The 23,942-nt window shown below is 62.1% G+C and carries 19 protein-coding genes and 2 tRNA genes; 9 read left to right on the top strand and 12 right to left on the bottom strand.

Translation table 11 applies throughout. The features are described 5' to 3' along the window. Positions 1-203: 203 nt before the first annotated feature. The 3 genes from ACNA1V_RS14435 to ACNA1V_RS14425 form a co-directional block, all read right to left on the bottom strand. Positions 204-1,805: an inorganic phosphate transporter gene (locus ACNA1V_RS14435; protein WP_415834300.1), complete on the bottom strand. Its 1,602-nt coding sequence runs from the start codon at positions 1,803-1,805 to the stop codon at positions 204-206. Between the two features lie 395 nt (positions 1,806-2,200). After that, a tRNA-Arg gene (locus tag ACNA1V_RS14430) sits at positions 2,201-2,277 on the bottom strand. A gap of 279 nt (positions 2,278-2,556) precedes the next feature. Then, positions 2,557-2,649, bottom strand: a tRNA-Ser gene (locus ACNA1V_RS14425). A gap of 302 nt (positions 2,650-2,951) precedes the next feature. Here ACNA1V_RS14425 and baeS point away from each other — a divergent pair. The 6 genes from baeS (at position 2,952) to ACNA1V_RS14395 (ending at position 10,328) form a co-directional block, all read left to right on the top strand. Further along, positions 2,952-4,355 (top strand): sensor histidine kinase efflux regulator BaeS, encoded by a 1,404-nt coding sequence (gene baeS / locus ACNA1V_RS14420; protein WP_415834299.1) that lies wholly within the window; start codon positions 2,952-2,954, stop codon positions 4,353-4,355. Continuing rightward, on the top strand, positions 4,352-5,065 hold the full coding sequence (locus ACNA1V_RS14415; RefSeq protein ID WP_415834298.1) for a response regulator: 714 nt from the start codon (positions 4,352-4,354) through the stop codon (positions 5,063-5,065). The genes baeS and ACNA1V_RS14415 overlap by 4 nt, the downstream gene beginning before the upstream one ends. A 125-nt stretch (positions 5,066-5,190) precedes the next feature. Continuing rightward, a complete protein-coding gene (locus tag ACNA1V_RS14410) occupies positions 5,191-5,754 on the top strand; it encodes a Spy/CpxP family protein refolding chaperone (protein WP_415834297.1) in 564 nt (187 codons plus the stop codon). Between the two features lie 13 nt (positions 5,755-5,767). Continuing rightward, positions 5,768-6,973: an efflux RND transporter periplasmic adaptor subunit gene (locus ACNA1V_RS14405; RefSeq protein WP_415834296.1), complete on the top strand. Its 1,206-nt coding sequence runs from the start codon at positions 5,768-5,770 to the stop codon at positions 6,971-6,973. After that, on the top strand, positions 6,973-8,934 hold the full coding sequence (locus tag ACNA1V_RS14400) for a MacB family efflux pump subunit (RefSeq protein ID WP_415834295.1): 1,962 nt from the start codon (positions 6,973-6,975) through the stop codon (positions 8,932-8,934). The genes ACNA1V_RS14405 and ACNA1V_RS14400 overlap by 1 nt, the downstream gene beginning before the upstream one ends. Positions 8,935-8,936: 2 nt before the next feature. Beyond that, on the top strand, positions 8,937-10,328 hold the full coding sequence (locus tag ACNA1V_RS14395; RefSeq protein WP_415834294.1) for a TolC family protein: 1,392 nt from the start codon (positions 8,937-8,939) through the stop codon (positions 10,326-10,328). 5 nt (positions 10,329-10,333) lie between these two features. Here the strand turns inward: ACNA1V_RS14395 and ACNA1V_RS14390 are convergent, their stop codons facing one another. The 6 genes from ACNA1V_RS14390 to cysS form a co-directional block, all read right to left on the bottom strand. Beyond that, positions 10,334-11,695, bottom strand: a complete 1,362-nt coding sequence (locus ACNA1V_RS14390) for an MFS transporter (RefSeq protein ID WP_415834293.1) — start codon at positions 11,693-11,695, stop codon at positions 10,334-10,336. 322 nt (positions 11,696-12,017) lie between these two features. Beyond that, complete coding sequence (locus ACNA1V_RS14385) at positions 12,018-13,280, bottom strand: aspartate kinase (protein ID WP_415834292.1); 1,263 nt, start codon at positions 13,278-13,280, stop codon at positions 12,018-12,020. A gap of 317 nt (positions 13,281-13,597) precedes the next feature. After that, complete coding sequence (gene tilS / locus ACNA1V_RS14380; protein ID WP_415834291.1) at positions 13,598-14,623, bottom strand: tRNA lysidine(34) synthetase TilS; 1,026 nt, start codon at positions 14,621-14,623, stop codon at positions 13,598-13,600. A gap of 7 nt (positions 14,624-14,630) precedes the next feature. Further along, positions 14,631-15,596 carry an acetyl-CoA carboxylase carboxyltransferase subunit alpha gene (locus tag ACNA1V_RS14375; protein ID WP_415834290.1) on the bottom strand — a complete coding sequence of 322 codons (966 nt, stop codon included), beginning with the start codon at positions 15,594-15,596 and terminating at the stop codon, positions 14,631-14,633. A 41-nt stretch (positions 15,597-15,637) separates the two neighbouring features. Beyond that, positions 15,638-16,297: a DNA-3-methyladenine glycosylase family protein gene (locus ACNA1V_RS14370; RefSeq protein ID WP_415834289.1), complete on the bottom strand. Its 660-nt coding sequence runs from the start codon at positions 16,295-16,297 to the stop codon at positions 15,638-15,640. Beyond that, positions 16,294-17,784 carry a cysteine--tRNA ligase gene (gene cysS, locus ACNA1V_RS14365; protein ID WP_415834288.1) on the bottom strand — a complete coding sequence of 497 codons (1,491 nt, stop codon included), beginning with the start codon at positions 17,782-17,784 and terminating at the stop codon, positions 16,294-16,296. The genes ACNA1V_RS14370 and cysS overlap by 4 nt, the downstream gene beginning before the upstream one ends. A 209-nt stretch (positions 17,785-17,993) precedes the next feature. On the opposite strand from cysS, the gene ACNA1V_RS14360 reads away from it, so the two are divergent. The 3 genes from ACNA1V_RS14360 to ACNA1V_RS14350 all read left to right on the top strand — a co-directional run bounded on the left by ACNA1V_RS14360 (position 17,994) and on the right by ACNA1V_RS14350 (position 20,102). Next, entirely contained in the window at positions 17,994-18,665 is a 672-nt protein-coding gene (locus tag ACNA1V_RS14360; protein ID WP_415834287.1) for a tetratricopeptide repeat protein, read from the top strand. 143 nt (positions 18,666-18,808) lie between these two features. After that, positions 18,809-19,318 (top strand): peptidylprolyl isomerase, encoded by a 510-nt coding sequence (locus ACNA1V_RS14355; RefSeq protein WP_415834286.1) that lies wholly within the window; start codon positions 18,809-18,811, stop codon positions 19,316-19,318. Between the two features lies 1 nt (position 19,319). Next, positions 19,320-20,102: a UDP-2,3-diacylglucosamine diphosphatase gene (locus ACNA1V_RS14350; RefSeq protein WP_415834309.1), complete on the top strand. Its 783-nt coding sequence runs from the start codon at positions 19,320-19,322 to the stop codon at positions 20,100-20,102. A gap of 240 nt (positions 20,103-20,342) precedes the next feature. On the opposite strand, the gene ACNA1V_RS14345 is transcribed toward ACNA1V_RS14350, so the two are convergent. From ACNA1V_RS14345 to ACNA1V_RS14335, 3 genes are all read right to left on the bottom strand, one after another. Then, positions 20,343-21,194: an undecaprenyl-diphosphate phosphatase gene (locus ACNA1V_RS14345; RefSeq protein WP_415834285.1), complete on the bottom strand. Its 852-nt coding sequence runs from the start codon at positions 21,192-21,194 to the stop codon at positions 20,343-20,345. 183 nt (positions 21,195-21,377) lie between these two features. Continuing rightward, complete coding sequence (locus tag ACNA1V_RS14340; protein ID WP_415834284.1) at positions 21,378-22,958, bottom strand: TerC family protein; 1,581 nt, start codon at positions 22,956-22,958, stop codon at positions 21,378-21,380. 193 nt (positions 22,959-23,151) lie between these two features. After that, positions 23,152-23,937 (bottom strand): inositol monophosphatase family protein, encoded by a 786-nt coding sequence (locus ACNA1V_RS14335; RefSeq protein WP_415834283.1) that lies wholly within the window; start codon positions 23,935-23,937, stop codon positions 23,152-23,154. Between the last annotated feature and the right edge of the window lie 5 nt (positions 23,938-23,942).

Here is a 23,942-nt window from a genome sequence, read left to right as displayed (position 1 = left end):
TCGGAGCAACAAGTGCAGAGAAAGAAATATAGCATGATTTTTCGTTGCTGCACAAGAGGTAAAAAGAAAATCAACGCCGGCATCACAAATTCCGCCAGTGCCCGCGCCGTCAGCCACTGCAAACAACAAAGCCGCCGGCATGGCACACATGCGGGCGGCTTGCGACAGCGAGCCTGGAGCAGGCCAGAGCTGGCCTGCCAGGTTCAGAATACGCTGTTCAGGATAACGAAAATGATGGAGCTGAGAATCGCCGCTGCAGGCAAGGTGATGACCCAGGCCATCGCAATCGGCTTCATCAGGCCCCAGTTGGTCTGACGATTGGCCAGGCCGATACCCAGCACGGCTCCGATCAGAATGTGCGTACTGGAGACGGGCAGGCCCATCAGCGAAGCCATCATGACGACTGCCGCCGCCGCCAGCTCGGCCGAAAAGCCCGAGGCCGGGTGCATTTTGGTCAGGTTGGTTCCTACCGTGGCGATCACTTCCTTGCCGATGAACCACAGGCCCACCACCAAGGCCACGCCAAAAGTCAGCATGGCTTCCGTCGGAATGGCCGCCGCCTCACCAATCACGCCGGTACGCAATACATCCAAAATGGCTGCAAACGGACCAATGGCATTCGAGATATCGTTGGAGCCATGACTGAAGGCAAACGCAGCCGCCGTGAACAGCTGCATCCAGCTGAACATCATGAAGGTGGATTTGCTCAGGGACTTGCGCTTGAGGGTCTTGGCAAAAATGAACGTCGCCATCCAGACAAAGGCGCCGATCATGCCGATCAGCACATACATGTGCAGCGACGACAAGCCCAGATTGGCGTTCTTCAATCCCTTGAACAACAACATGGAAGCAATAACGACGGCGCCCAGCGCGGCAATCAGCGGCACGCCATTTTCCAGGGCGCGGTATGCCCGGATTTCTTCCTTGCGCTGCTCGAACTGATGCAGGCCGCGATAGTAATCCGATTGCAAATGCTCGGGCTCGTACTCCCCGTCCTCCATCAACTGCGCATCCTGCTCCAGCAGGCGGCTATAGGAGGCTTTCTGGAGGTCCGACAAGCGCTCAAACGCTTCTTTGTGCTGCTTTTTATAGTCCCGGCGAGCACGACGGTTTTCCCGGAGCTGGGCATCCGCCGTTTCGTTGTAGTTCAGGACATGGTGCTTGACCTGCTTATAGAGCAGATAGGCCACCACACCGCCCAGCAGCGGCGACACAATCCAGGATGCCACGATGGTGCCGATCTTGTCCCACTGCACCAGATCCAGCGCCGCGCCACCGCCATTGAGCATGATGCCCAGGGTAATGGAACTGCCGACAATCGCGCCCACGATGGAGTGGGTCGTAGAAACTGGATAGCCTTTTTTGGACGCGTACAGCAACCATATCGCCGCGGCGCAAAGCGCCGACATCATGATATAGACCAGCTGCAGGGGCTCCAGATGCATGGCCGACATATCGACAATCCCGCCACGGATAGTCGCCGTGACCTCCCCGCCCGCCAGCACCGCGCCACTGACCTCGAAGACCGCTGCGATCAGCAAGGCCTGCTTAACTGTCAAGGTGCGCGCCCCGACACTGGTGCCAAAGGAATTGGCGACATCATTGCCGCCGATATTGAACGCCATGAAGATCCCGAACAGGATCGCCAGGATCAATAGAACGGGCTGGTTGAAGTTGGTAAAGCCCAGTGCCCAGTAGATGAAATAGCCAGTGATACTGACCAGAAGTACGGCAAAAAACACGCTGATGCGCCAGGAGCCCACCGTATCATCGACGGGCTTGGCATGCAGTGGAGATGCACTCATGAGAAGTATTCTGTTTCCAACTCGCCACCCAAAGCCCCCAGGCAGGCACACCAGCCCGACTGACGGCTAACAGCAGTTCTCATCCTGAACGGTTCATGATGATGTGGTCGATTGAACTGCCATCCAAAAATGACAGGAATTTGACCATGCTTTTCGCAAAATAGGGAGAGGGCACGCACGAGAATCGCAAGCAGGCGACAGAAAAGCGCACAGAAGTTGCTGCGGTGGGTGCTTTTCCGAACGATTTCCGGTATAGCCGCCCCAAGCTGCCCACTCGTCCCGGCTGCTCCCCCCCAGCCTCGCGCGCCAGGTGGTGCAGCAAATGAAAATGGGGAGAAAAAAAGGGGGGAGGAATGAAAAAGGGGCTTACAGTCTTGCTGTAAGCCCCTCTGAATTGGCGCGCCCGGCAGGATTCGAACCCACGACCCCTTGGTTCGTAGCCAAGTACTCTATCCAACTGAGCTACGGGCGCATTCTGTTTTCTCCGCAAGCTGGCACAGACATTGATTGACTATGCAGGCTTTGCCCTGATTGCCAGGGCTGCGTGAAAAATGCAGAAGCAGAAATATAGCATGCCTGAAATTTAATTTGCAAGCCATTTTTCTACATATTTTTGCCTGGCATTTTCTCCAGGCTGGCCGGTACCACCCCGGACATCACAGCCGGGATGCCCTGCCCCGGACATCCATCCGGACATGCAAACCGAGCAGGCAGAAAAAAGCCCTTGATGTCTCAAGGGCTTAGTTCTAACTGGCGGAGACGGAGGGATTCGAACCCTCGATACGGGTATAAGCCGTATGCTCCCTTAGCAGGGGAGTACCTTCAACCACTCGGCCACGTCTCCGTGAAACCGTAATTCTAGCACGATATTTTTTGTTTTGTATCCAGACTAGCCAATATTTTTTCAAACGACGGATCCCCGGCCTTTTCGTGTCTCCGGCTTTTCCGCCTGATGCTTTCTGCCTTCGCGCCCAGGACCACCATGCCGCCGCCTTGCCACACCCAAGCCTGCGGCCCAGGATAGCCGGCGAAAAATGAAGAAACCATGGAATCCTGCCCGCCAGCGCCAGCGATACGCCCAGTTACGCACAGATGCGTGACAATACCCCCATCTGCCCTGGCGGCGCCTGCTTTGGCGGCATAGCAATGAAACTGCAATCCGGCATTACCTTCAAACTGTTCCTGACCCTGTTCGCTACCTGCATCGTCGTGACGCTGGCCCTGGGTGCGGCCATTCGCTACAGCTTCGACGCGGGCTTTCGCAGCTACATCCAGCAGCGCGAAGAACGCAAGCGGGAGGAGCTGACGCAGGCCCTCACCACCGCCTACGCGCATCACGGAGACTGGGACTTCCTGCGCAGCAACAATTCATTATGGCTGCGCCTGCAGCGCGCGTCCTCGCGTAACCAGATGCCGCACCAGGAGCGCGGAGCCATGCCCCCTCCGCCCATGCCGCCACTGGCGCTGATCCTGCTGGATGAGAACCGCCAGCTCGTCGCCGGCGAGCGCGTGCCCTCCAGCGGCACCCCCCTCTACCCCATCCGGCTCCAGGACAGCACGATCGGCTGGCTGGCCGTGGAACCGCCGGACCACACCCCGGATGCCCCGGACAACCGCTTCCAGCGCGAGCAGACCCGCACCGCCTGGACCATCCTCGGCCTGTCGCTGCTGCTGGCCGCAGTGGTCAGCATGCTGCTGGCCCGCAGCTTCCTCGCCCCGGTGCAGCGCATCGCCCGCGCCACCCACCGGCTGGCAGCCGGCGACTATGCGATCCGCATCGAACAGACATCGCGCGACGAACTGGGCCAGCTGGCCCTCGATTTCAACCGCCTGGCCCAGGCCCTGGAAAAGAACGAACACCTGCGGCGCCAGATGATGGCAGACCTATCCCATGAAATCCGCACGCCGCTGGCCATCCTGCGCGGCGAGCTGGAGGCCGTGCAGGACGGCGTGCGCCAGCTGACCCCGGCCACGATTGCCTCCATGCACGCTGAAGTCACCATGCTGAACAAGCTGATCGACGACCTGCATGAATTCTCCCTGGCCGATCTAGGCGCACTGAGCTACCGCATGCATCCGGTCGATCTGGCCGGCCTGGCGGACACGGCACTATCCTTTTTCGGCGAACGCCTGGCGTCGGCCGGGCTGCGCGCCGAACTGCAGGCTCCCCCGGGGTTACCGGCCATCGAAGGCGATACCCAGCGCTTGACCCAGCTGCTGAACAACCTGCTGGAAAACTCCGTGCGCTACACCGACGCCGGCGGCCTGGTTCGTATCCGTCTGGACAGGGTGGAACAAGAGATACACCTGATCGTCGAGGACTCCGCACCGGGTGTCCCGGAAGAAGCGCTGCCCCGTCTTTTCGAGCGCCTGTATCGCGTGGAATCCTCACGCAACCGATCCCGTGGCGGCGCTGGCCTGGGGCTCGCCCTGTGCGAACGCATCGTCCAGGCCCACCATGGACGCCTGAGCGCCTCGGCGTCAGAGCTGGGCGGCTTGCGCATTACCGCCATTTTCCCGATTCCCACACAGAAAACGACACAGCCATGAGCACCATTCTGATCGTCGAGGACGAACCCAAACTGGCCCAGCTGCTGCAAGACTATCTGACGGCCGCCGGCTTCCAGGCGCTCTGGGTCAACAACGGCAATGAGGCGCTGCCCGCCTACCAGCAACACCAACCCGATCTGGTTCTGCTGGATCTGATGCTGCCCGGACGGGACGGCCTGGACATTTGCCGCGAACTGCGGCAACTGGGCCATGTGCCCATCATCATGCTGACAGCAAGAGTGGAAGAAATCGACCGTCTGCTGGGCCTGGAACTGGGCGCAGACGACTACATCTGCAAACCGTTCAGCCCCCGGGAAGTCATCGCCCGCGTCAAAGCGCTGCTACGCCGCACCCTGTCCTATGCGCAAGCCGCGCAACGCCCCCCGGAAGAAAACACCCCGGCCGGCACGGAAGAGCCGGGCGCAGCGCTGCATATCGACAGCGATCGCTACCTGGCCACACTGGATGGACAGCCCCTCTCCTTGACGCCCGTGGAATTCCGCATGCTGCGTACGCTTGCTTCGGCTCCCGGCATCATCTTCTCGCGCGATCAACTGCTCAGCCAGCTCTATAACGATCATCGTGTCGTCGCTGACCGCACGGTCGATAGCCATATCAAGAATTTGCGCCGCAAGCTGCAGGTCATTCGCCCGGAAGACGACATCATCCGGTCGATCTACGGCGTGGGATACCGACTGGAACTGGACTGACGCGACCGGCTGCCGGGATCTCCACAATTTCTGACCAATACACCCATATTTCTCCCCCATTGCCCCTTTAATCTGTTTGCAAGCCGGAAATTTCCACCGGCTGCCATCTGCAAAGGAGCGCAATCATGATCGGATTTTCCACCCCTGTCCTGTCCCGCCAACTGGTGGCCGGCGCCCTGCTGGCTGCCCTGGCTGCCCCCGTCCTGGCACAGCCTGCCAACACCAGCAACGCCCCGGCGGCACCGCAACTGCAGGAGCGCAGCCATCCGCATCCTGGCATGATGCGCCATGGCGACATGGATGGCCCAGGCTTCGCGCATGGGTTTGGGCCTGGCTTTGGCCCCGGTTTCGAACGCCTGGACCTGAGCGAAGCGCAGCGTGACCAGTTGTTCAATATCCGCCACCAGGCAGAACCGGCGCTGCACGAAAGCCGCAAGGCGCTGCGTCAGGCCCACAGCGAGCTGCGTGAACTCAGCCGCACCGACAAACTCGATGCCAATGCCCTCAAACGCGCCACCGACGCACTGGGCAATGCGGTTGCCGAAGAGGCGCGGCTGCGTGTGCAACGAGACAACGCGCTTTATCACGTCCTGACCCCGGAACAACGCGAGCAACTGGCAGAACGCCGTCAGGACAACCGCCGCAACGCCCATCAGCAGGGCGAGCGTCGCCACCAGCTGCAACGCTAAGCACCCGACAGCCATGGCCCGCATCTCCCGCCGTTGGCTGCTGGCAGGCTGCGGCATCGCCGCAGCCGCCACCATTGCCGCAATCAGCTACGCCTGGATATCCCCGTCCCAGGCAAACAGCAGCTTTGTCACCGTGCCCGTCCGCCGGGCTGCCATTGAAGACACCGTTCTGGCCACAGGAACCTTGCAAGCCTACAAGCAGGTGGACGTCGGTGCCCAGGTTTCCGGGCAGCTCGTCAGCCTGAAAGTGGCCCTGGGCGATCGAGTCGAGAAAGGCCAGCTACTGGCAGAAATAGATTCGCTGCCCCAGGAAAACGTCCTGCGCAACGCCAGGGCCGGCCTGGCCAGTGCCCGGGCGGAACTGGCCTCGCGCCAGGCGCAGTTGAAGCAGGCCGAACTGGCGCACACGCGCCAGAAAACCATGCTGGCGGCCGACGCCAGCTCACGCGAGTCCTATGAAGCGGCAGTCGCGTCCCTGGCGGCCGCACGTGCTGGCGTGGAGTCGGTGAAAGCACAGGTCGAGCAGGCCTCCGTATCCGTCGATACCGCCACGCTGAACCTGGGCTATACCCGCATTGCCTCACCCATAGACGGCGTAGTCGTCGGCCTATCCGCCGAAGAAGGCCAGACCCTGAATGCCAATCAGCAAACCCCCACCATCCTCACCGTCGCGCAACTCGATACGCTGACGGTCAAGGCGCAGATTTCCGAGGCGGATGTCGTACGCGTGGCGCCCGGCGACCCGGTGTACTTCACCATCCTGGGCCAGCCCGGCCAGCGCCGCAGCGCCGTGCTGCGCGCCATTGAACCCGCACCAGAAAGCAGCAGCACCAGCAGCACGTCGAGCAGTAGTTCATCGAGCAGCAGCTCGTCGAGCTCCGCGGTGTATTACAACGGCCTGTTCGATGTCCAGAACCCCGACGGCCTGCTGCGCATCGACATGACGGCGCAAGTCTATATCGTGCTGGCGCAGGCCGAAGATGCACTGGTCATTCCCTCTTCGGCGCTGGGTGCCGCCCAGGCCGATGGCAGCTATCTGGTACGTGTGCTGGACGCCCAGGGCCGCCCGCAGGAACGCCGCATCACCATCGGCATGGATAACCAGGTTCAGGCCCAGGTGCTCTCCGGCCTGAATGCCGGCGATGCCATCATCCTCGGCGACGCCAGCCAGGTCTCCAGCGGCGGCGGCATGCGCCGCGCCCCCGGCATGAGGCTGTAATGAATACGTCCGCACAGCCCTTGCTGGCGATGCGCGGCATCCGCCGCGAATTCGGCAGCGGAGAACAGCGCGTTGCCGTGCTGCAGGACATCGACCTGCAGATCCACGCCGGCGAAATGGTCGCGATCGTCGGCGCCTCCGGTTCGGGCAAATCCACGCTGATGAACTTGCTTGGCTGCCTGGATCGTGCCAGCGCAGGCGAGTACCGCATTGCCGGCACGGATGTCACCAGCCTGGATGCCGACGGCCTGGCCGCCCTGCGGCGCGAGCGTTTCGGCTTCATTTTCCAGCGCTACCATCTGCTGCCTGACCTGAATGCGCGAGACAACGTCGAGACGCCAGCCATTTATGCCGGCCTGTCCAGCCAGGAGCGTGATCAACGCGCCCTGGCGCTGCTTGGGCGGCTGGGGCTGGCCGACCGCGCCTTGCATCTGCCCGGCGAGCTCTCCGGCGGACAACAGCAGCGCGTCAGCATTGCCCGGGCCCTGATGAACGGCGGCCAGATTGTCCTGGCCGATGAACCGACCGGGGCGCTAGACAGCCGCAGCGGCAAGGATGTGCTGGATATCCTGCAGGAACTGCATGGCCGTGGCCATACTGTCATCATCGTCACCCACGATATGAACGTGGCGCGCCACGCGCAGCGCATCATAGAAATCCATGATGGCCGCATCATCGCCGACCGCCGCAATCCCGAGGCGCCGGCACCGGCGCAAACGACGCCGGAGGAACCGGCCGTCGAGGCCAAGGGGCGCACACGCAACAGCGACCGCTACCTCGAAGCCGCGCGCATGGCCTGGCGGGCCATGCGCGCCCATAAGCTGCGCACCTTCCTGACCATGCTGGGCATCATCATCGGTATTGCATCCGTGGTGTCGGTCGTCGCGCTGGGAGAAGGCTCGCGCCAGCGGGTGCTGGCAGATATCAGCGCCATCGGTACCAATACGCTGGAAATTTTCTCCGGCCGCGGATTTGGCGACGAACGCTCCGGCCGCATCCGCACCCTGGTGCCTGGTGACGTCGATGCCCTCGCCCAGCAGCCCTATGTGGATAGCATCACCCCGCTCGTCAGCAGCACCGCCAGCCTGCGCTTTGGCAATACCTCGGCCAATGGCCAGATCAACGGCGTCAGCGAGCAGTACTTCCGCGTGAAAGGCCTGAACATTGCCGCCGGACGGGCCTTCAATGCCGCAGCAGTGAAAAGCCTGGCGCAAGAAGCGGTTATTGATCAGAACACACGCGATACGCTGTTCGGCCCCAACACAGACCCGCTAGGCCAGGTGATACTGCTGGGCAATATTCCTGTGCGGGTCATCGGCGTCACGGCCAAAAACGACTCTCCGTTCGGCAACAGCGAACAGCTCAATGTCTGGGTTCCCTATACCACCGCCATGAGCCGTATCCTGGGGCAATCCTACCTGCGCAATATCACGATCCGGGTCGCGGACAACATCTCGACCACGGCCGCCCAGCAAGGCGTGGAAACCCTGTTGACGCGCCGCCACAAGGCGCAGGACTTCTTTATCGTCAACACGGACAGCATCCGTAACACCATCGAAAGCACCAGCGCCACCATGCGGTTGCTAATTTCGGCCATCGCCCTGATTTCGCTGGTCGTGGGGGGGATCGGGGTCATGAACATCATGCTGGTCTCCGTGACCGAGCGCACCGGGGAAATCGGCGTGCGCATGGCCATCGGCGCACGCCGCAGCGACATCATGCAGCAGTTCCTGATCGAAGCCGTGCTGGTCTGCCTGTTCGGCGGCGTCCTGGGCATCCTCGGTGCGCTGGGCATAGGCGCCTTGTTCTCGCTCTTCAGCACGGAGTTCTCCATGGTGTTTTCAAGCATGTCCATGGTGGCTGCCGTAGCCTGCTCCAGCCTGGTAGGCATTGTGTTCGGCTACCTGCCGGCACGCAGCGCCGCCAATCTGGATCCTATCGTTGCCCTTTCAAAAGGATGAACATGCCTGCCCCGCTTTCCTGGCGTGCCAGCGGCACCGTACTGACGCTGGCCCTGCTGCTGGCCGGTTGTGCCGTGCACACGCCTTACACGCCCCCCAAAGTGGAGATTCCCGCCCAATGGCAAGAGGAAAATGCCGCGCCTATCACGCTCGACGCCGCACAGGACATCGACGGCTGGTGGCAGCAATTCCACGACCCGCTGCTGGAACGCTGGGTTGCCGATGTCCTGGCGCGCAACAGCGACCTGGCCAGCGCCGGGCTGAAAACCCAGCGCGCCCGCCTGCAGGCGGGCCTGAGCGCCGATGCCATGCGCCCCAGCCTCTCGGCCGATGCCAGCAGCAACCTGAGCCGGGATCTCGACCATGGGCAGGAAAACCGCCAAAGCAGCGCACGGCTGGGGCTTTCCTACGAATGGGATATCTGGGGCCGCCTGTCTGCCAGGGACGCGGCCGCACAGTGGGAAGCCCAGGCCACGGAAGCCGACCGTGATGCCGTGCGTCAGGGCCTGGTTGTCACGACAGCCTCGCTGTACTGGCAGGCGGGCTACCTGAATCAACGCATCGCCGCCAGCAGCGCCAACATCGCCAATGCCCGCAAAACCCGGCAAATCATCGACGTACAGCATCGCGCCGGCGCAGCCAGCGCCCTGGATCTGGCGGAAATCACCCGTAGTCTGGCCAGCCTGGAAAGCACCCACGCCCAACTGCTGCAAAGCCGTGATGAAAACCTGCGCGCCCTGGCCCTGTTGCGCGACGCGCCCCCCAGCACCGAGCTGCCGGTACCGACGCAACTGCCAGACATTCAACTGCCTGCGCTGGCCGCCGGCCTGCCCGCCAGCCTGGTGGCCCGTCGCCCTGATGTCCAGGCCGCAGAACGGCGCCTGAAAAAAAGCTATGCCAGCGCCGATGCCACACGTGCCGATTACTATCCGCGCCTGTCACTGACAGGCGCGCTGGGCACCAGCAGCAGCGCCTTGCTCAATTTGCTATCGAATCCTGTCGCCACGCTGGGCGCCGGTCTCAGCCTGCCTTTTCTGCAAGCGACAGAGATGCGCCTGAACCGCGAGATTGCCGATACGGATACCGAACTGGCCATCATCAGCTTCCGCCAGACCTTGTACCAGGCCTTTGCGGAAGTGGAGAACGCGCTGTCGGCCCAAACCCGCTACACCGAGGAAACCGGCCAGCGCCAACTCGCGCTGGACGCGGCACGGCAAACCGAAAATCTGCAGGAAGTCCGTTATCAGGCTGGCGCCGTGGATCTGAAAACGCTGCTGGATGCGCAGGATGCCCGGCGCAACAGCGAAACGGCCCTGTGGGATGCGCAACTCAACCAGCGCATCAACCAGCTGAAGCTCTGGCAGGCGCTGGGCGGGCCGCCTGAAGCGGCCTGAGGCGGTCAATGCTTGCCCGCGCCTGCGGCTGCAGCAGCTGCGGAACTCGCAACACTTGCAGCGCCGCTGTCCGTCGCGCTGACACCGCTGCCCGCAGCACCTGCGCCCACCGCATCCATCAGTTCATTATCCAGCGCCCCTTGCACCAGGTCTTCCGTCACGCGCAGCTCCACACCGGTCGGCGACATCTGCGACGCGGCGGCAAACGGTGCGGCCGGCAGAGGGGCCGGACGCTCCTTGCGACGCCAGATATAGAGCGCCAGCATGGCAAGGTTCAACAAGGTGAACGCCCAGAAAAGGCCGCTGGCCCCCATCCATGTCATCATCGGCGCAATCGCCAGCGGGCTCAGCACGGAACCCAGGGAATTGATCAGCAAAAGCCCCTGAATCATACGTACCAACGCATCGGCGGTGGCCCTGTCGGCCGCATGGCTGACCGACACCGGATAGATGGCAAATACACCGCCGCCCAGCAGGAACAGCAAGACCGAAAGCAGCGGCAAGGATGCCGGCAACAGCAGGATGGCCAATGACAGGATCGTACAAAATACGCTGAGCGAAATCAGTACAAGCTGCCGGCTTTGCCGATCTGACCAGCGCCCGACGGGGTATTGCAATACCATTGCGCCGAAAATCGTAATGGCCATCATCCGGCCGATATCCCCCACGCTCAGGCCGATGCGCTGCAAATAGAGCGGCAGCAGCGTATAGACCGCCGCAATCGCCACCCCCGACCCGAAACAGCCGATCACGCCGGTAGGCGACATGCGCAGCAGACGATGCGGCGGCAGGGGTTCGACGCGCTCCACGATAGGCGATACCCGCGGCAGAATCACCATGGGCATGACCGATAGCGAGGCCAGCATGCCGGCCACCATGAATGGGGCGGCGGCACCGGAGGCATCCACCATGCCCAGCATGGCCTGGCCCACCATCCCGGCGCCATACAAGGAAATCATATAGACCGCCAGCAGCCGTCCGCGCAGCTTCGGGTCTGCCGCCATCAGCAGCCAGCTCTCTACCACCAGGAACACGCCCACCGTGGCCCAGCCATTGATCATGCGCAGCAAAGCCCAGCCCCAGGCATCCAGGAACAAGCCCTGCAACAGCACCGTCACGGCAATCAGGGAAGCAAAACTGCTATAGGCCCGGATATGCCCGATGCGCACGATCAGGCGATCGTTGAACATGGCCCCCAGGGTGAGGCCGATAAAGTAGGCGGAGGAAACGATCCCGACGATGATGGCGGATTCACCCGCCGCATCCAGCCTGATCGACGTCAGGGAGGAAATGAAGCCGTTACCGATACAGATGATAAACAGGCCAAGTAAAGGTGCCAGCGCGTTGGCCAGCAATTGCCGCAACATACAAACCTCGGAAGCCGGCCACAGGCCGGAGGATGACCACACGCGCGCATGGGAGGCACGGCCCGTATCGCCAGCCACCACGCCCTGGGTTATGCCCCGGACCACTCCACTACTGCGCCCGCATAGGAAGCGGACGGAATTCTACTCCCAAGGCCGTTGCCCGTCCGTGCCATGAACACGGATTGTCGGCAATCCAACACAGCCAACGCAGCAGGCCATGGACAAAAAAAACGGCCCTCGATATTCATCGAGGACCGTTTTCTCAGCCACGCGGGTCGCCCGGCGGGTGCGCTAGCGCACCGGCCTGCTCCCGGCCCGGCACTCAGGCCAGCTTGGGCTCGCCATCCAGGCCAAAGGCCTTGTGCAGCGAACGCACTGCCAACTCCATGTACTTGTCTTCGATCACGACCGAAGTCTTGATTTCGCTGGTGCTGATCATGCGGATATTGATGCCTTCCTTGGCCAGCGTTTCGAACATCAGCGCAGCCACGCCAACATGCGAGCGCATGCCGATGCCCACGATGGAAACCTTGCAGACCTTTTCGTCGGTCAGCACTTCACGGGCCTTGATGGCGGGCACGACTTGCGTGTCGAGCACCTGGCGGGCACGCAGCAGTTCGTTGCGGTTGACCGTGAAGGAGAACAGCGTGGTGCCTTCGACCGACTGGTTCTGGATGATCATGTCCACGTCGATACCGGCAGCAGCAACCGGGCCCAGGATGGCCGAGGCCACGCCGGGGGTGTCGGGCACGCCGACCAGGGTGATCTTGGCCTCATCGCGGCTGAACGCGATGCCGGAGACAACGGCGGATTCCATTTTTTCGTCTTCCTCGAATGTAATGAGCGTGCCCGAGCGCATTTCTTCGTCGAGCGGAATAAGGGGGTCGGTGAGCGAGGACAACACTCGCACCGGGACACGGTACTTGCCGGCAAACTCCACCGAGCGAATCTGCAGCACCTTGGAGCCCAGCGACGCCATTTCCAGCATTTCCTCGAAGGAAACGACGTTCAGGCGGCGGGCTTCCGGAACGATACGCGGATCGGTGGTGTAAACGCCATCGACATCGGTATAGATCAGGCACTCGTCGGCGCCCAGCGCGGCAGCAACCGCCACCGCCGAGGTGTCGGAACCGCCACGGCCCAGCGTGGTGATGTAGCCGTTGTCATCCACACCCTGAAAGCCGGTGATGACAACCACGCGGCCGGCGTCCAGATCGGCCTGTACGCGCGTGCCGTCGATTTCCTGGATGCGTGCCTTGGTATAGGCGGAATCGGTACGCACTGGCACCTGCCAGCCGGCATAGCTGCGCGCAGCCACGCCTTCGGCCTGCAGCGCCAGCGCCAGCAGGCCGCTGCTGGCCTGTTCACCCGTAGCGGCAATCATGTCCAGTTCGCGGCCATCGGGCATGGCAGAAATTTCACGCGCCAAACCGAGCAGGCGGTTGGTCTCGCCCGACATGGCAGACGGCACCACCACGACCTTATGGCCAGCCGCGTGCCATTTGGCCACGCGCCGCGCAACATTCTTGATCCTTTCGACAGACCCCATGGAGGTTCCGCCGTACTTGTGAACTATCAGAGCCATCTTCCACCCGGTTTTAAGCACGCGCCCGTTGAACGGGAAATAAAAGGGGAATAATTTTAACGCTAAGTGTTTACCGCATATAGCGCAAACGTTCTATCTTATCAACGATAGATAGCCAAGTGAGCAATTTCCTTACAGAACTTGCGTCACTGTGGTCCTTCCTGAGAAAAAGCAGCCGATTCCCAAGCCTGGGCCGTCCTGCGGTCTGGTGCTGGTGCGGCTGCCTGCCCTAGCGCTGCGCCTGCGCCCGAACCACCACGGCGGCCCAGCATCAGGCTGCACAAAGCTCGCTGCCTATGCCTGCCGGGGCAAGCTGCTCAGGCATGGCGGGTCAGCCCTACCCGTCCTTTCACGCAGCTGACCTGCCAGGCGCCGTGCCTGACCGCCATACGGCGATCGTGCCCCAGGGCATGCAACTGGCGCAACTGCCGCAGCATGTCATTCAACCGGGCTTCGGTCGGCATCAACGCCCCTTGGGTTTGCAGCCAATACCGAAATACATGCGCCTGGCGAGCAGCGGAAAGCTCACGCCAGCGGGCCAGCGAAAAACTGCCGTCGGGCGCAGGATCCAACGCCTGCAAATCCGCGCTGGCCAGCTCCGCCATCATCTCGGCCTGTTGCGCCGCCAGGCGCGCATGGCGCGCCAGGATGCTGCGCCAGCCACGCCAGCGCTCATCCAGCACAGGGGCCAATTGCACGCGCAGCGCCGCACGGGTATAGCGCGGGTCGAGATTGGTCGGGTCATCTGCCAATGGCACGCCATACTGCCCGGCATAGGCTTGGGCAACCGGCACGATGCGGCTGCGCGGCACATCCAGCCACGGCCGCCAATAGGCAACGCCGTCACGCTCGCTTTGCCGCGCCATGGCGGCCAGGCCTTCCGGGCCGGTGCCGCGCAACAAGCGCAGCAAGACGGTTTCCGCCTGATCGTCCTGGTGATGCGCCAGCAGGATGATGCCTACGCCATGGGACTGGGCCAGCTCCGCCAATGCGGCGTAGCGCGCCTCACGGGCGGCCGCTTCCATGCCTAGCGCAGCAGCGCCGGTGACGTCCACCCGGGCGACATGCACCGGGCACCCCAGCTGTTCCCCCAGCGCACGCGCCTGCGCAGCCCAGGCGTCGGCCTGCGCCAGCAAACCATGATGCACATGGAAACCCTGCAGTTCCAGCCCCAGGCTATGCGCCAGGGGCGCCGCGCAGCAAGCCAGCGCAAATGAATCCGGCCCGCCGCTCAGGCCCACGGCGATGCGTGTTCCTGCGGGCAGGCCGGCCAACATCTCCCGCAAGGGCTCGGTCAGCGCACTGGCGGCGCCGGCGCTCGAGCCGCGAGCCGCCGCTTGCATGCTGTCCTCAGCCCTTGACTTCCTGCACTTCGCCGTAGGCGCGAATGCGCTCCAGTCGATGCGCAACGAGTTGCTCGGGTGTCATGCCGCTCAGTTGGCGCAAGGCATCGGCCAACGCACGGCGCAGCAGGCGCGCCATGACGCCGGGGTCGCGATGCGCACCGCCTATGGGTTCATTGACCACGCGGTCGATCAGCCCCAGCTCCTTCAGGCGCGGCGCGGTAATCGCCAGCGCAGCGGCAGCTTCCGAGGCTTTGTCCGCGCTGCGCCAAAGAATGGAAGCGCAGCCTTCGGGCGAAATGACCGAATAAGTGGAGTATTGCAGCATCATCACGGTATTGCCAACGGCAATCGCCAATGCGCCGCCCGAGCCGCCTTCGCCGATGATCGTCGCAATGATGGGCACCCGCAGCTCAGCCATCGCATATAGATTGTGGCCGATGGCTTCGGATTGGCCGCGCTCTTCCGCTCCCACGCCAGGATAGGCGCCCGGCGTATCGACAAAGGTGAAAACCGGCAGGCGGAATTTTTCTGCCAGGCGCATCAGGCGCAGCGCCTTGCGATAACCTTCCGGACGCGGCATGCCGAAATTCCGGCGGGCGCGTTCCTTGGTATCACGGCCCTTCTGATGGCCGATGACCATGCAGGGCTTGCCTTCGAAACGCGCCAGGCCGCCGATGATGGATTGGTCGTCGGCGTACATGCGATCACCATGCAGCTCATGGAAATCGGTGAATATCTCGCGCACATAATCCAGCGTGTAGGGCCGCTGCGGGTGGCGCGCCACCAGGGCCGTCTGCCACGGGGTCAGCTTGGCATAAATGCTTTTGGCCAGCGTCTGGCTTTTCTGCTGCAGTTTGGAGATTTCATCCGAAATATCGACTGCCGAATCAGTCTGGACAAAGCGCAGCTGTTCAATTTTGCTTTCCAGCTCTGCCAGAGGCTGTTCGAATTCGAGAAATGTATTGCGCATTGCGTATGAGATTCCGTATGCGTGAAGACGAGCCCGAGCCGTCAGCAGGAAGGCACTGCGACGGCATTCAGGCTGCGCCAGAGATACCAGGTGGCGACAGTACGCCAGGGCTGCCATGCCTGCGACACCTCGCGCGCCTCGAAGCGCGACACGGGCTCGCCACTGAAATAATGCTGCGAAATGGCTTTCAGCAGGCCGGCATCATCCAACGGCAGGACATCCGGCCGTTGTAGATTAAAGATCAGAAACATTTCCGCTGTCCAGCGGCCGATACCCCGAATGGTGGTCAATTCGGCAATGACGGCCTCGTCGTCCATACCGTCCCACAGTTCCGGACGCAAGCGACGCTCTTGAAAACCTGCTGCCAGATCAAGGACATACTCTGCTTTCCGCTTGGGCAGGCCCAGGCCGCGCAAGCCGTCCTCTCCCAGCGCCAGATAGACTGCGGGCTCATGCACCGACTGGCTCGCCAGGCTCAATTTTTCCCAGAGCGCGTTGGCGGCCTTGACGGAAATCTGCTGGCCGACCACCGAACGCACCAGGGTCGCGAAAGGCGTACCGCGTGAGACCAGCCAGCTGCCATCATGCTGGGGAATGATTTTTTTCAGGATGCGGTCACGTCGCAGCAGGTGCGCGACTGCCGCATCCCAATAAGCGGGTTTGACCGAGCCGTCCAGGCCGGGCTGGCTTGCCTGGCTCATGCACGCCTCCAGACCGTCACGCCGCCCGGTTTGTCGTCCAATTCCACGCCTGCTGCGCGCAATTCGGCCCGCAAGGCATCGGCCCGGGCAAAATCACGGGCTCGCTTGGCTTCGCCGCGTTGCGCCACCAGGGCATCGACGGCGGCATCGTCCAGGGCAGCGCCGGCCGTGGCCGTGGCGTGATCCCCAGCGCCTTCCGCCACCGGTTTCTGCCGATAGCGCGTCGGCCACTTGAAATAGGCTTCCGGATCCTGCTGCAGCAGGCCCAGCAACTCGCCCAGCGCGCGCAGTTGGCCAGCCACGCGAGCCGAGCCACCGCGGTTGGCTTCGCCGGCCAGCTCGAACAGCACCGCCAGTGCACCCGGCGCATTGAAATCATCATCCATGGCGGCCTTGAAGGCCTGCGCGCTGGGATGGTTCCAATCCACGCCGGCGTCATCGGGACGCACCGCCTGCAAACTGCGATACAGCCGATCCAGCGCATTCTGCGCATCGTTCAGATTGTCGGGCGCGTAGTTCAAGGCACTGCGGTAATGATTGCGCACGATGAAGAAACGCAGCATTTCCGCTTCGCGGCGGTTGAACCACTCGTCCCCTTCCCCTTCCCGATGCTCCTCGTGCGCCGCATCGCGGGCAATGGTCTGCCGGATCGTGCGGAAATTACCCAGCGACTTGGACATCTTGTCTGCATCCACCATCAAGGGGCCGCAATGCATCCAGATATTCGCCAAAGTCTGATCGTAGGCGCCTTCCGTCTGGGCGATTTCGTTTTCATGGTGCGGGAACTTCAAGTCCGGCCCGCCACCATGAATATCCAGCGGCAAGCCCAGCAAGGCCTTGCTCATGGCCGAGCACTCAATATGCCAGCCCGGCCGGCCAAAACCGTACGGAGAATCCCAGCGCGTATCCGCCGGCTCATCCGGCTTGGCTGCCTTCCAGAGCACAAAATCCAGGGGATCCCGTTTGCTGGTATCGACCGCCACCCGCTCACCGGCGCGCAAATCGTCCAGACTGCGCCCGGACAGCTTGCCATAGCCCGGGAAGGCCCGGACCGAATAATTCACATCGCCATCCTCGGCGCGGTAGGCCAGGCCTTTTTCTTCCAGCTTGGCAATGATGCCCAGCATATCGCCCACATGCTCGGTCGCACGCGGCTCGGCATCCGGCGGCTGCACGCCCAGCGCCCGTTCGTCGGCATGCATGGCATCAATGAAAAAGGACGTCACTTCACCGATGCGCTTGCCGCTCTGGACCGCACGACGGATGATTTTGTCGTCGATATCCGTAATGTTGCGCACATAGCGCACATCCAGCCCGCTGGCCCGCAGCCAGCGCTGCACGACGTCGAAGCTGACCAGCATCCGCGCATGGCCCAGGTGGCAGTAGTCATACACCGTCATGCCGCACACATACATGCGCACCTTGCCCGGCTCGATGGGGCGCAAGGAATCCTTGGTACGTGACAGGGTGTTGTGAATCTGCATCATGAAGTCGAACGGCCCGATGTATGACAGGTGATGAACGTGGCTGCGCAGGCATGCAATCCTGGAGAAATCCCCCCTGATGGCGCGGCGCAGCCTGCGGCGTACCGTACCGGACGGCAAGCAAGGCTAAAATGGCGATCGGCAAGTATAGCAAGCACGGCTGCCCTGACTTCAAGCCCGGCAGTCTTTGCAATGAAATCCGCCCAGGCGATATGACCAAAACCTTCTCGATTTTTCTGTCCCGCGCCCTGCTGGCCAGCTTTCTGCTGGCAGCACCGGCGGTGCATGCCCAGGCGCTGCCCGTCGTCGATCTGCCCACGCCAAACGGCAAGGGCGAGCCCAGCGGCGGCTCGGATACCTTGGCCCGCTTTCTTGAAGCCCTCAAACCTGGCGTCGATACTGCTCTGCCCCCCAGCGCCAGCGAAACCGCAGCGGAAATCGCCCGCCTGCTCGACAGCGGCAACACCCGCGAAGCCATGACGCGCATCGAGCAGCGGCTGGCCGAGGAAAGCAGCCGCAGCGATCCGGGCGTCGATGTGCAACTGCAGTTCCTCTACGCACGCGCGCTTCAAGCCAGCGGCCAGACGGCTCAGGCCATGGATATCTATCGCGAAATGACCTCGAACTACCCGGAATTGCCCGAGCCCTGGAATAATCTGGCAGCGCTGTACTGGCGCGCCGGCAAGCTCGACCTGGCCGAGGATGCCCTCTCCATGGCCCTCAATGCCGACCCAGGCTACGCGCTGGCCTGGGCCAATCTCGGAGACCTCCGGCTGGCGCAGGCGACACGCGCTTTCGAGCGCGCCCGCGGCCTGGGCCTGCGCGGCCTGGATGGCCGCATCTCCGCCGTACAATCCCTTTCTTCCCCTGAGGTCCAGCCATGACCAACAGGACTTTTACCCGCCGGCTGGCGTTCTCCGGCATTGCTCTTGCGGCTATCGTCGCCGCAGGCTATGCCTTCATGCCTGTCAACGCAGGCAAACAGCCCAGCCCGGCCATTTCACCGACAAGCCAAGGAGCCCCCGTCATGAGCAATCAGCCCCGCGTCAAACTGCAGACCAACCAAGGCGACATCATTATCGCCCTGGACGCAGAAAAAGCACCGGTCAGCGCCGCCAACTTCCTGACCTATGTTCAGGAAGGCTTCTACGACGGCACGATCTTCCACCGCATCATCGACGGTTTCATGATCCAGGGCGGCGGTTTTGAAGCCGGCATGAAGCAAAAGCAAACCCATGCCCCGATCAAGAACGAAGCCGACAACGGCCTGAAGAACAAGCGCTATACGCTGGCCATGGCCCGCACCAGCGATCCGCATTCGGCCACGGCCCAGTTCTTCATCAACGTCAAGGACAACGACTTCCTGAACTTCAGCGCGCCCACCCCGCAAGGCTGGGGCTACGCCGTCTTCGGCGAAGTCGTGGAAGGCCAGGACATCGTGGACAAGATCAAGGGCACCCGCACCGGCAGCCGTGGTTTCCACCAGGACGTTCCGGTCGAAGACGTGGTGATCATCAAGGCAGAAACGATTGAATAAGTTGCCGCGCCTGACGCTGCCCGGCACGCTGTGGTTCGCCGCCGATCTGCATCTGGCGCAAGCCACGCCTGCCACCAACGAGGCATTCATCGGTTTTCTCGCGGCAGCTGCCGAAGAAGCCGATGCCCTGCTGTTGCCGGGCGATATCTTTGATTTCTGGATTGGTGACGACACCGTTGCCATTGCCCCGCCCTGGCTGGCAGATGTGCTTGCCGCCATGCGCGACACCGCCAGCCGGATTCCTCTCTGGATCGGCCGGGGCAACCGGGATTTTCTGATGGGCGAAACCCTGGCAGGACAATTGGGCGCGCAACTGCTGCCCGATGAAGTGCTGCTGGCAACGGATTACCGCACCGTGCTGCTGTCGCACGGCGATGAGTATTGCACCGACGACCAGGCCTACCAGCAGTTCCGGGCCATGGTACGCAATCCGCAATGGCAGGCGCAATTCCTGTCGATGCCGATTCCTGAGCGCCTGAAAATGGCGCAGCAGGCCCGCAGCGACAGCATGCAGGCCAATCAGCAGAAGTCCCAGGAAATCATGGATGTCAACGCGGCCGCCATTGAGGCGGCCTTCCGTGACACGGGTGTCTCCCTGATGATCCACGGCCACACGCATCGTCCCGCACGGCATGTCCTGCAGGTGGATGGCCGGGCCTGCGAGCGTTGGGTGCTGCCCGATTGGAGCTGTGACGAACAGCCCTGGCGCGGCGGCTGGTTCGCACTGGATCGGGACGGCATGACCGCCTACGATCTGGAAGAAGCCGGGCAGGAAGAAAGCTGACCCCCCTGCATTTTCCTTCGGCGCTGCCCAAGCGCAGCGCCCAGAAGGAAAACCAAAACCACCAGGTTAAAAAACGCCTGTAAAAAAAATGCCTGTCATGGCGACTATTGCCGCCATGACAGGCATTTTTCCTTCAGCGCTGCGCCAGGTGCGGCGCCGCCTTTCAAGCCAATTCCGGAACACGGCGCGGCAGACGGTTCACCGTGCTGCCTGCCATGACTCCCATCCGATCTTGCCTGATCAGCCCTTCGCAAACAGCACGACAGCGACCACCAGGCCCAGAGCGATGCGATACCAGGCGAAGCCGCGATAGGTGTGGTTGGCAACGAAGCGCAACACTGCACGCACCACCAGGATGGCGCTCAGGAATGCCGCCACGAAACCGACGGCAATCGCCGACAGATCGTGCTGCGTCAGCAAATGATAGTTGCGGTACATGTCATACACCGCCGCACCCAGCATGGTCGGCATTGCCAGGAAGAACGAAAACTCCGTGGCGGTCTTGCGCTGAATCCCCGCGATCATGCCGCCGACGATGGTCGCCCCCGAGCGCGACGTGCCCGGAATCATGGCGACGCACTGCGCCACGCCCACGCCCAGCGCCTGCTTCCAGGAAATATCTTCCAGGGTATAAGACGTTGCGCGAACATCAGCGGCAGTCTGCTTGGGCGCCTTCGCATTATGGGCGTTGCGCTCCACATACAGCATGATGAAGCCGCCGATGATCAGTGTCGTGGCAACGACACCGGGATGGTAGAAGATCGCCTTGATCTGGCTGATGAAAATGGCGCCCACAATGCCGGCGGGCAGGAATGCCACGATCAGGTTGCGTGCAAACCGGACTTCCTGGCGTTCGCCGCGCAAGGTTCCACCGATCAACTGACCCAGCCTGGCACGGAAAATCCACATCACGGCCAGGATGGCGCCCAGCTGGATCACCACTTCAAACACCTTGCCATCGCTGCTCTGAAAGCTGATCCAGTCGCCGATCAGAATCAAGTGTCCGGTACTGGACACCGGAATGAATTCCGTCAACCCTTCGATGATGCCCAGAAAAAAGGCTTTGACCAGATGTAGAAGTCCTGCGTCCATATCCATTCCGATAGTGATTCAAAAAAAGCGGCAGTGGCTGCCAGCCACTGCCAGGCTCAAACGTGATGATCATCCGGCACCTGACCCGGCAGGTGCAAGGAACAAACCGAAACGCCGCATCATAACCGGCTTGGCTGACCCTTTCTTGAACACGGGGCCGGCAAGCCGGCCCCGCTCCGTGCATCAGGTGGCCTGAGAACCACCATCCGGCATTTCCGGCTCCAGAACGGTGCGCTCTACCAGCACCTCGGCAATACGCCGCCCTTCCAGTGCCAGCACCTTGAAACGCACGCGCACATGATCCTGCACATATTCGCAGACATCATCAACCTGCGGCAGGCTGCCGAAACGCGCCAGCAGATACCCCGCCAGCGTCGTGTAATCATCGGCTTCATCCACCAGGCCATCCACTTCCAGGACTTGCTCCAGGTAATGCAGGTCTGCCGCGCCGTTGACACGCCAACGGTTATCGCCATCCTGAACCACATCCGGCGTTTCGTCCTCGTCAGGGAACTCGCCGGCAATGGCCTCGAAAATGTCGATCGGGGTCACCAGGCCGTCGATGGCGCCGAACTCGTCGGTCACCAGCACCAGCTGGCCGCGCGAGCGCTTGAGCGTGTCGATCAGGCGCAGGATATCTATGGACTCATGCACGATCAACGGTTCACGCAGCCTGTCGCGGCGGATGGCGCCTTCTGTGATGAGGTCGGCAATCATGTCCTTCACCCGGCCAACGCCCACCACTTCATCCAGCACGCCGTCACATACCGGGAAGAAACTGTGCGGCGATGCGCTCAGCTGCTCACGGATGACCTCGGGGCTATCTTTCAGGTTGACCCAGCTGATGTCCGTACGCGGCGTCATGATGGACTGGATGGAACGCTCGGCCAGCGTCAGTACGCCACTGACCATATTGCGCTCCTCGACACCGAAGCCGACGGTAGGCGCCTCAGGCGCGGGCTGATCGGTCTCGATTTCATCCGGCAGGCGCTTGCCCAACATGCGCAACACCGCTTCTGCCGTACGTTCCCGCATCGGACGCGCGGCGACCGTACGCACCATGCTGCGGCGCGCCAGCTGATTGAGCACTTCGATCAGGATCGAGAAACCGATGGCCGCATACAGATAGCCCTTGGGCACCTTGAAACCAAACGCTTCCGCGACCAGAGAGAAACCGATCATCAGGAGGAAGCCCAGACACAGCACCACGACGGTGGGGTGTCGATTGATGAAGATCGTCAGCGGCTTGGATGCAATCAGCATCACGCCAATGGCAATAATCACCGCCAGCATCATCACGGAGAGGTGCTCGGCCATCCCGACAGCGGTAATCACGGCGTCCAGCGAGAAGACGGCGTCCAGTACCACGATCTGCGTCACGATGACCCAGAAGCCCGCATAGACACGGGGGCCGCGGACATGGTGCGTTTTGCCTTCAATACGCTCGTGCAGCTCCATCGTGCCCTTGAAAAGCAGGAAGAAGCCACCGACCATTAATATCAGATCGCGTCCTGAGAAGCTCAGCGAGCCGATGGAAAACAGGGGTGTAGTGAGGGTCGCGATCCAGGAAATCGCAGCCAGCAGCCCCAGACGCATGATAAGCGCCAGTGACAAGCCGATAAGACGGGCGCGATCCCGCTGCGAGGGCGGCAGTTTCTCCGCCAGGATAGCGATGAATACCAAGTTGTCGATACCGAGCACCAGCTCAAGCACGACCAATGTCAGCAAGCCGACCCATGCTGAAGGGTCCAGCAGCCACTCCATGTAAGACTCCAGTTGTTCCAGAAGCTTCCAATCGTACTAGGATTCTGTGTCATACGCGGCGCAAGCGAATAAAAAAATCCATATCGCAGACAATTGAAAAAAACAACGGGTGCGGATCATGTCGATCCACACCCGTTGTTTTTACGTTTGCCGCACCTGCCGGCAGGCAGGATAGCGCTCGTTCCGGCAGCGTTCAGTCCAGCTGCAAATGGCCGAGCATTTGCGTGAAGATCTTGGGCGAACCGGCCAGCACATTGCCGCTTTCGAACCAGGTCTGCTCGCCTTCGAAGTCGCCGACCAGGCCGCCGGCTTCCAGCACCATCAGGCCAGCTGCGGCCAGATCCCAGGGCTTCAGGCCCATTCCGCAGAAACCATCCAGCCGGCCCACGGCAACATAAGCCATATCCAGCACGACCGAGCCGCTGCGGCGCACGCCCGAACATTGCTCCATCAGTTCACGATAGCGCGGCACGCCCACCGGGCCTGCGCCGCTGGACCAGCGCACACCCAGCAAGGCATCGTGGTAGCGCGCACGATTGCCCACGCGCACACGGCGGTCATTCAGGAATGCGCCACCGCCACGGCTGGCCGTGAACAATTCATTGGTGGAGGGATCGTAAATCACCGCCTGGGTGGTCACGCCACGATGCTGCAAAGCAATGGACACGGCAAAGGAAGGATAGCCGTGGATGAAATTCGTCGTGCCGTCGAGCGGGTCGATGATCCAGCGGTACTCGGATTCGGCCGAGCCGTCGGCAGCGGGGACGTCGCCCGACTCTTCCGCCAGGAAGGCATGGTCGGGATAGGCGGTGCTCAGGATTTCGATGATGGCCTGCTCTGCGGCCCGGTCGATTTCCGTGACATAATCGTTGGGCCCCTTGCGGCCGACCTGAATCTTGTCGAGGTCCAGGCTGGCACGGTTGATGATCGCGCCGGCACGGCGCGCCGCCTTCACGGCGGTGTTGAGCATGGGATGCATAGAAT

Origin of the sequence: Kerstersia similis, from assembly GCF_965139615.1 — a bacterium.
Lineage (GTDB): Bacteria > Pseudomonadota > Gammaproteobacteria > Burkholderiales > Burkholderiaceae_B > Kerstersia > Kerstersia similis.
The sequence above is the reverse complement of the archived record's forward strand: the minus strand, read 5'-3'. Positions and strand labels throughout refer to the sequence as shown.

Excerpts from the sequence above, each read along its gene's own strand:
- ACNA1V_RS14345 (WP_415834285.1), bottom strand. The coding sequence starts at position 21,194 with ATGGACGCAGGACTTCTACATCTGGTCAAAGCCTTTTTTCTGGGCATC.
- ACNA1V_RS14390 (WP_415834293.1), bottom strand. The coding sequence starts at position 11,695 with ATGTTGCGGCAATTGCTGGCCAACGCGCTGGCACCTTTACTTGGCCTG.
- ACNA1V_RS14410 (WP_415834297.1), top strand. The coding sequence starts at position 5,191 with ATGATCGGATTTTCCACCCCTGTCCTGTCCCGCCAACTGGTGGCCGGC.
- ACNA1V_RS14355 (WP_415834286.1), top strand. The coding sequence starts at position 18,809 with ATGAGCAATCAGCCCCGCGTCAAACTGCAGACCAACCAAGGCGACATC.
- tilS (WP_415834291.1), bottom strand. The coding sequence starts at position 14,623 with ATGCAAGCGGCGGCTCGCGGCTCGAGCGCCGGCGCCGCCAGTGCGCTG.
- ACNA1V_RS14395 (WP_415834294.1), top strand. The coding sequence starts at position 8,937 with ATGCCTGCCCCGCTTTCCTGGCGTGCCAGCGGCACCGTACTGACGCTG.
- ACNA1V_RS14415 (WP_415834298.1), top strand. The coding sequence starts at position 4,352 with ATGAGCACCATTCTGATCGTCGAGGACGAACCCAAACTGGCCCAGCTG.
- cysS (WP_415834288.1), bottom strand. The coding sequence starts at position 17,784 with ATGATGCAGATTCACAACACCCTGTCACGTACCAAGGATTCCTTGCGC.
- ACNA1V_RS14375 (WP_415834290.1), bottom strand. The coding sequence starts at position 15,596 with ATGCGCAATACATTTCTCGAATTCGAACAGCCTCTGGCAGAGCTGGAA.
- ACNA1V_RS14385 (WP_415834292.1), bottom strand. The coding sequence starts at position 13,280 with ATGGCTCTGATAGTTCACAAGTACGGCGGAACCTCCATGGGGTCTGTC.
- ACNA1V_RS14405 (WP_415834296.1), top strand. The coding sequence starts at position 5,768 with ATGGCCCGCATCTCCCGCCGTTGGCTGCTGGCAGGCTGCGGCATCGCC.
- ACNA1V_RS14340 (WP_415834284.1), bottom strand. The coding sequence starts at position 22,958 with ATGGAGTGGCTGCTGGACCCTTCAGCATGGGTCGGCTTGCTGACATTG.
- ACNA1V_RS14360 (WP_415834287.1), top strand. The coding sequence starts at position 17,994 with ATGACCAAAACCTTCTCGATTTTTCTGTCCCGCGCCCTGCTGGCCAGC.
- ACNA1V_RS14370 (WP_415834289.1), bottom strand. The coding sequence starts at position 16,297 with ATGAGCCAGGCAAGCCAGCCCGGCCTGGACGGCTCGGTCAAACCCGCT.
- ACNA1V_RS14435 (WP_415834300.1), bottom strand. The coding sequence starts at position 1,805 with ATGAGTGCATCTCCACTGCATGCCAAGCCCGTCGATGATACGGTGGGC.
- baeS (WP_415834299.1), top strand. The coding sequence starts at position 2,952 with ATGAAACTGCAATCCGGCATTACCTTCAAACTGTTCCTGACCCTGTTC.
- ACNA1V_RS14400 (WP_415834295.1), top strand. The coding sequence starts at position 6,973 with ATGAATACGTCCGCACAGCCCTTGCTGGCGATGCGCGGCATCCGCCGC.
- ACNA1V_RS14335 (WP_415834283.1), bottom strand. The coding sequence starts at position 23,937 with ATGCATCCCATGCTCAACACCGCCGTGAAGGCGGCGCGCCGTGCCGGC.